Source organism: Vibrio sp. 10N.261.52.A1 (assembly GCF_002876325.1).
Lineage (GTDB): Bacteria > Pseudomonadota > Gammaproteobacteria > Enterobacterales > Vibrionaceae > Vibrio > Vibrio chagasii.
Map to the genome: position 1 here is coordinate 1 of NZ_MCYD01000956.1, position 1,261 is coordinate 1,261.

Below are 1,261 nucleotides of genomic sequence, written 5' to 3' on the forward strand. Positions count from 1 at the left end.
GTTCACAGACACACCACCAAATACACAAACCGTTTTAATCGCACCGTTAAAATGCACTGCGTAAGATTTAACGCTATCAGCAACTTGTTTAGCCAGTTCGCGAGTCGGCACTAAGATAAGACCAGAAACGAAGTTACCTTTGCCCGAACGACGCTCTAAAGGTGCGCCTTCGTGGATCTGTTGTAAAAGTGGAAGTGCAAATGCAGCGGTTTTACCAGAGCCAGTATTCGCGCCTGCAATCAAATCGCGTCTTGCTAACACACTAGGAATAACTTGCGCTTGGATAGGTGTTGGCTGTAGATATTCAAGCTCACTAAGGCGAGCCATCAAAGGAGAAATTAAGCCAAGATCAGAGAAGTTGGTTGGTGCTGTGGTGTTAGTCATTAATTGCAGGAACTCAAAGCTAAAATAATAGCGCGCTATACTATCGTATTTCCGCTGTATTACGTAACTAAATCGCCCCTTTCCAGCCTGTAACTTCAATTTAGACCAACTAAAACGGGACGAAGGCGACACAGTACCGGTTTGGTGTCGCCCCAATTTCTAACTTGATAATTGAGGGACGCTTGGCGTTGAGCACCGTGAGTTTAATTCAACCACCCTGCTACCGTCTGTTCAGGTGCGTACGAATTAGGTGCGGTTAACCAGATAGCTACGGCATCGGGCGAAGCGACTAGCGGATCAAAGTCCACATTGAATTGCCACTCAGATTCACCACGTTGGTAGCCATCGTACACTACGACAAAATCATGCTCTAACTTCTTACCTCTGTTTTCACCAGCTTTTACACTTGTGACTTCGTTCATCGCCAATAGAGCGATATGTGCCACATAATCACCTTTACCTTCGTAACTCACGCTGAACGTGTCGCTTTTATGATTTACCGTCAGCTTGGGGTTATGCTTTTGGGGGAGCGAAGGTAACGTTCTATCGAGCCAGTTGAAGTAGCCACGCCACTCCTTACCGTCAACAACAAAACCCGGCGTATAGACCCCGCTTGTTACCCCGTATGCTTTGTATAGTCGTTGTTTCTGACTAAAGGCCTTACTCGCGAATTTATCTCCCCACCCTAAGTAATCCCAATAGTCGACGTGATACGCGAGAGGAATAACTTGTGTCCAAAGTGCTGGGTCGTCTTCAAATGTACTTAGATACGCATCTGCGGGAGGACAACTAGAACAACCTTCTGACGTGAACAGTTCAATAACCTGTGCTGGTTGCCCTTCGTGGCTCCAAGTTTGCGCTGCCGACACTGTAGAGT

The 1,261-nt window shown here is 46.8% G+C and carries 2 protein-coding genes; both read right to left on the reverse strand.

The features are described 5' to 3' along the window. Positions 1 to 384: DEAD/DEAH box helicase (locus BCT81_RS20775; RefSeq protein WP_133152673.1), on the reverse strand; the 384-nt coding region annotated here is incomplete at its 3' end. 203 nt (positions 385 to 587) lie between these two features. Further along, positions 588 to 1,261, reverse strand: a 674-nt coding sequence (locus BCT81_RS20780) for a DUF1223 domain-containing protein (protein WP_241908249.1), incomplete at its 5' end; no start/stop codon positions are given.